General features: G+C 41.0%; 4 protein-coding genes. All 4 read right to left on the bottom strand.

Annotated features, from left to right (window positions below; genetic code table 11):
- Nucleotides 1–211: 211 nt before the first annotated feature.
- A complete protein-coding gene (gene carB / locus ACW6OJ_RS07010; RefSeq protein ID WP_456096134.1) occupies nucleotides 212–3,427 on the bottom strand; it encodes a carbamoyl-phosphate synthase large subunit in 3,216 nt (1,071 codons plus the stop codon).
- A 13-nt stretch (nucleotides 3,428–3,440) separates the two neighbouring features.
- The gene (gene carA, locus ACW6OJ_RS07005) at nucleotides 3,441–4,490 is read right to left on the bottom strand and encodes a glutamine-hydrolyzing carbamoyl-phosphate synthase small subunit (protein WP_293428822.1); all 1,050 of its coding nucleotides are present in this window, start codon (nucleotides 4,488–4,490) and stop codon (nucleotides 3,441–3,443) included.
- A 69-nt stretch (nucleotides 4,491–4,559) separates the two neighbouring features.
- On the bottom strand, nucleotides 4,560–5,282 hold the full coding sequence (pyrF, locus tag ACW6OJ_RS07000) for an orotidine-5'-phosphate decarboxylase (RefSeq protein WP_293435431.1): 723 nt from the start codon (nucleotides 5,280–5,282) through the stop codon (nucleotides 4,560–4,562).
- Between the two features lie 302 nt (nucleotides 5,283–5,584).
- Nucleotides 5,585–6,586: Mbeg1-like protein (locus ACW6OJ_RS06995; RefSeq protein WP_456096133.1), on the bottom strand; the 1,002-nt coding region annotated here is incomplete at its 5' end.

Here is a 6,586-nt window from a genome sequence, read left to right as displayed (position 1 = left end):
CCTTATTATTTTTTTTTTGACGATTTAAATTATACATGAGATTTGATGTGTGTTCCTATTTTTTTGCAAAAAATTTAGCGTTGGGAGAGAATTTTCTCTCACCAACGCTAAATATTATACAACCTAAAAAAGACCATAAAGCTAGTTAGCTTTATGGCCTCCAAAATTCAAAAAACTATATTCTTTGACCGCAATGAGGGCAGTAATGGTCTTACTTATTGATTTCTCTCAGGCTGTAAACCCTCTTATCCTGTGAGTCTACGTGTCTTCTATTTACTGCTACCATAGCCTTTAATGTATCTAGAGAAGTCATTATCTCTGTCTGGAACTCTATGGCAGTTCTCCTCATCTTGAAACCGTCTCTAGTAGAGTCGTTACCCTTTGTTGGTGTGTTGATAACCATATCAACTTCCTTGTTTCTGATTACATCAAGTATGTTTGGTCTAGGCTCCTCTACCCTATTTACTACCTCACACTTAACACCAGCTTCATTTAGAGCCTTGGCAGTTCCCTGAGTAGCTACAAATGTATAACCTATCTCCTGCATATCCTTGGCCAATTCTATAAACTCTGCCTTGTCATTGTTGTTAACGGTAGCTAGGACCTTCTTCTTCTCTTCAGACACCCTCTGGCCTGATGCCAAAAAGCCTTTGTATAGGGCCTCTTCAAGAGTCTCTCCTACACCCAATACTTCACCTGTAGACTTCATTTCTGGTCCTAGGCTGACCTCTACCTTAGATAGCTTTGACATAGAGAATACAGGTACCTTTACGCATACGTGAGAAGGCGTCTTGTATACTCCTGTACCAAAGCCTAGGTCTTTTAATTCATAGCCTATCATACACTTAGTAGCCAGGTCTATTATTGGCACACCACTTACCTTTGATATATATGGTACTGTACGGCTGGCTCTTGGATTTACCTCTATGATATAAAGTTCATCCTTGTATTCTATAAACTGGATGTTTACCATACCTACCACATTTAGGTTAAGGGCCATCATCTTTGTATATTCGTATATCTTGTCCTTGATCTTGTCTGATATACCCTGGCTAGGATACATTGTTATAGAGTCTCCAGAGTGGACTCCTGCCCTCTCCAAGTGCTCCATAATACCTGGTATAAGGATGTCCTTGCCATCGCATATAGCATCAACCTCTATCTCCCTACCAGTCAAGTACTTGTCTATCAGAACTGGGTTGATAGGGTCCCTATCAAAGGCGTCTTCTAGGTACTGAGTCAACCTTACTTCATCATAAGTTATCTCCATACCCTGGCCTCCTAGGACATATGATGGTCTAACTAGGACTGGATAACCAAGCTGTGTAGCAACCTCTACACCTTCAGTTACTGACCATACACCCTTACCCTTAGGTCTATTTATATTCAAGCTTTCCAATAGGTCTTCGAACTTTTCCCTATCTTCTGCTGCATCTATGTCCTTGAAGTCTGTTCCCAGGATCTTTACACCCTTTTCGCTAAGGAATTTAGCTAGCTTTATAGCTGTCTGGCCACCAAACTGTAGGATTACTCCCTCTGGCCTTTCCTTTTCTATGATGTGGTATACGTCCTCTTCTGTCAATGGTTCAAAGTATAGCTTGTCAGATGTATCAAAGTCTGTACTTACTGTTTCTGGGTTGTTGTTGATGATTATAGTCTCTATGCCCAGCTTTCTTAGTGCTATTACAGCATGAACTGAACAATAGTCAAACTCTATACCCTGGCCTATCCTGATAGGCCCTGAACCTAGAACAATGACCTTTTTCTTGTCGCTGATTTCTACTTCATCATATTCTTCATAAGTTGAGTAGTAGTAAGGTGAGATAGCATCGAATTCACCCGCACAAGTATCAACCATCTTGTAAGAAGGCCTAATCTTATACAACTTTCTTAGCTCTACTAGGTCCTCTGTATCTATCTTCATCAAGTCTGCCATTCCCTTGTCTGAGAAGCCCTTCTTTTTTAGCTCTAGAAGGTATTCCTTATTAAGGTCTTCTATCTTCATGACTCTTAGCTTTTCTTCCTGGTCTACTATCCACTTAAACTTGTTTAGGAACCACTCATCTACACCTGTAATTGTAGATATCATCTCTAGCTTGTAACCCCTTCTAATCATCTCTGCAAGGTCAAAGATTCTCTCATCATCCGGTACAACTATACTTTCCTTCAGCTGGGCTAGGGTCTTGCCCTCAGATGCCTTGTGAACTAGTGAAAACTTACCAGTTTCAAGAGACCTAATTCCCTTTAGGAAGGCTGATTCAAAGTTAGAGCCTATACTCATTATTTCACCAGTTGCCATCATCTTAGTGCCAAGCTTTCTGTTGGCATGCTTAAACTTGTCAAATGGCCATTTAGGTATCTTAACTACCACATAGTCTAAAGTAGGCTCGAAGCAAGCATTTGTCTTCTTAGTTACTGCATTTTCTATTTCATCAAGAGTATATCCTAGAGCTATCTTGGCTGCAACCTTAGCTATTGGATAACCTGTAGCCTTAGAAGCTAGGGCTGATGACCTCGATACCCTTGGGTTTATTTCTATTATTGCATACTCTAGGCTCTTAGGATTTAGGGCTAGCTGTACATTACAGCCACCTTCAACCCCTATCGCCTCTATTATATCTAGTGATGCTGTTCTCAGCATCTGGTATTCTAGGTTAGATAGAGTCTGGCTAGGTGCTACAACTATTGAGTCCCCTGTATGTACACCTACTGGGTCTATATTTTCCATATTACAAACTGTAATACAGTTACCATTAGAGTCTCTCATTACCTCGTACTCTATTTCCTTCCAGCCCTTGATAGACTTCTCTAACAAGCACTGTGTTACCGGACTTAGCTCAAGACCATGAGTTAGAGTTTCTCTTAACTCTTCTTCCGTCTCTGCTATACCACCACCTGTACCACCAAGCGTATAGGCTGGCCTAACAACTACTGGGTAGCCTATCCTACTTGCATAGGCTAGACCCTCTTCTAGAGTTGTGACTATATCACTCTCTATTACCGGCTGGCCTATTTCTCTCATTACCTCTCTAAAGGTATCCCTGTCTTCGCCCTTCTTGATAGATTCGACAGATGTACCGATTATCTTTACCCCGTACTTGTCTAGTATGCCTGCTTCATATAGGTCTACTGCTAGGTTTAGGCCTGTTTGTCCACCCATACCTGCCAACAAGCTGTCTGGTCTTTCCTTTTCAATTATCTTTTCTATAAAGTCTAGAGTCAAAGGCTCTATATATATGTGGTCAGCTATTTCCTGGTCAGTCATTATAGTAGCTGGGTTTGAGTTTATTAAAACTACCTCTATCCCCTCTTCCTTTAGGGCCTGACAAGCCTGTGTGCCAGAATAGTCAAATTCTGCAGCCTGGCCAATGATAATTGGACCTGAGCCCAATACTAATGTTTTCTTTATACTCTCTATTTTAGGCATCTTTAACTCCTCCCTACTCTGCTATCTCTAGAAATTTATCAAATACATACTCACTATCAAGTGGTCCTGGACAAGCCTCTGGATGGTACTGAACACTGTAAATTGGAAGAGTATTATGCCTCATGCCCTCAACAGTATTATCGTTTAGGTTTATCTGAGTAACTGTCATATCCTGAGGAACCTCAGTTACATAGTAGCCGTGGTTTTGAGATGTGATAAATATCTTATTTTCTTCAAAGTCCTTAACTGGGTGGTTTCCTCCCCTGTGACCAAACTTTAGCTTTCCTGTCTTACCACCAAGGGCTATTGCTAGTATCTGATGGCCTAGGCATATACCAACTATTGGCTTCTTGCCTATCATCTGTCTAACATTTTCAACTATATCCTCCAGGTCTGCAGGATCTCCAGGTCCATTAGAAAGGAATACTAGGTCTGGATCTATAGCCAAGACCTCTTCATAGCCCGTCTCTGCTGGGAATATTGTAATGTCGCATCCCCTTCCTGCAAAGTTTCTGATTATATTTTCCTTAACTCCATAGTCCATTATAGCCACCCTCTTGCCAGGTCCAGCTATATGCTCTACTGCCTTCCTGCCTACCATCCTTACTGCCTGACTGTTGTCAAAGGCCTCTATCTTTGACTTTACATCGGATAGCTTAGTGTGTTCAGTAGTTATTATGCCCCTCATTGTTCCTCTGTTTCTTAGAATCTTTGTAAGGGCTCTTGTATCTATGCCCTCAAGGCCTATTACCTTACTCTGCTTTAGGTATGTATCTATATCCATCTCGCACCTGAAATTTGATGGCATATCGCTCTTTTCTCTAACTATAAATCCACTTACCTTTATCCCATCTGACTCCTTGTCTTCTAGATTTATACCATAGTTACCCACCAATGGGTATGTGATTGTAACTATCTGACCGTAGTAAGATGGGTCCGTAAGTATTTCCTGGTAGCCTGTCATAGAAGTGTTAAATACTACCTCTCCAACGCTATCCTCAATATAACCAAAGGCCTTGCCTTCAAAAATCGTTCCGTCTTCTAAAATTAATCTTCCCTTCATCTGATGCTCTCCTTTTAATGAAACTAGGTAGCCCTCTTGCCCCTGTGGCCAGAGTAACCCAATCAAGATTTATACTAATGCCTTTTCTATTTCTTCAACTATCTGGTCTGCAGCCCCAGCTGGATTTTCTGCTCTAGTTATAGGCCTTCCAACCACCAGGAGCTTGGCCCCATTCTTTATAGCCTGACTAGGTGTTACAACCCTCTTCTGGTCACCAAGTTCAGCAGATTTTGGCCTTATTCCTGGACACACTGTCACAAAATCATTACCACAGGCTTCAACTATATCGGCTACTTCCTGGGCTGAGCATACAACACCGTCTAGACCTGCATCCTTGGCTAGCTTGGCCCTCTTTATAGCAGCCTCCCTAGTAGATAGGCTACAGCCCACACTTGCCAAATCTTCGTCACTCATAGATGTAAGTACTGTTACTCCTACAATCAGGGGTTTTTCTATACCTAGTCTAGCTGCTTCCTCCTTAGCTATGTCTGCACACATCTTCATTCCTTCATAGTCTGATACATGAATTGTCATCAGCCATACACCATCCTTGATGCAGGCCTTTACAGCTGACATCATAGTATTAGGTATATCGTGAAATTTCAAGTCCAAAAACACCCTCTTACCCTTAGACTTTAGGTAGTCTAGAGTCTTACCCCTAGATGCTATGTAGTTTTCAAGCCCCAGCTTGAATATGTCTACACTATTATCTAGTCTATCAATTAATTCTACTGCCTTCTCATAGTTGTCAGTGTCTATTGCCACCATCAATCTACTCTTTCCATTTATCATACATACTCTCCTGTCTGATTAAGGCTTTTAGGTACAAAAAAATCCTTACACCCGGTTGAGATACAAGGGTATAAGGATAAAATATGCTCCATAAGCTATGATTGTCTAGTACAATCCTCTATTTTAGGCCTCTCGGGCCCTATCCTTACCAGTCTCTCTGGACCAGCTTAAAAGACTTAATCTATTTTTTAGTGCAGCCGCATCTCTGTACGACCTTTCCAGCACCTTCATTGATTATCTTACCATAAATAGAGGTCCATTACAAGATTTTTTTGGCTATAAATGACTTCTATAGCCTCTTCTTACTTATTTATTTTCATGATTTCCCCGGCCTTTTTTTGGAGCTTTTTTTTCATGGATAGTTTGCCCCTTGCCTCTGAAGTACTCTTTAAAAGCTTCTTTATGGCAGAAACCAATATCTCCTTGCTTTCTTCATCCATGCTATTTATATTCTTGACTATAGCTAGGGCAGACTGTATTTCCTTGCCTGATATATCACCCAGGATGCTGGCATCAGTAGACTTAACTATTAGGCCATAAAATTCATCTATAAACTTATTTCTTTCTTCCCTGTCAAGACTGGCAAGCCATAGCTTTAGGGTCTGATTAATACGGATTGACTGGTCTGTGAACTTATCTTTTTTAACAAATTTAGTTCCCTTAATATCCCAGTTAAATCCATCGTGCTGGACTATACCATTATCACCCTTGGCCTTTACTATAGAGTACTCTTCCTCATCATCCATAAGGATTCCAACTACCGACCCATGTGGTAGGAGTTTCATGACCTTTTTTGTCGTCTCCCTGTAGGCAGGGGTCTTTAATATTTCTTCTGTAAATCCTGGCCCATCATTATTAAATATCTTGATTACCCTCTTCCTATATTCCCCATCTATGCCGACATGGGAATACACTGCTAGGTTACCCCCCTTGGAGTGACCACCAGTATAAACCTCTTGGTCCCTATACTTATTAAGAACCTGCCTAAGATAGGCCACTGCATCCTTCTGGGCCATTACAGGGGCTGAAAAGCACATATTGAAATCCTCTTTAAATCCAACCAAGCTTTCATCTGTCCCCCTATAGGCTACATATATCCAGTCTCCGAAGCTAAAGGTCATTGCACAAAACTGACTCTCATTATCGTGATCATACTTATACATATAATTCGATATTGTTACCCCTCTGTATCTTTGAGTCTTGGCAAGCTTATCCAAAAGCCTTTCTATTTTCTTTATAAAATCTCTTGATTCCTTACTTGTCCCTCTTTTTTTAGAATCTTTATAGGCCTTAGAGGCTTCCTC

It is taken from the genome of Peptostreptococcus sp., assembly GCF_977045075.1.
Note: the sequence above shows the minus strand (reverse complement) of the source record. Positions and strands in the feature narration are given on the sequence as shown.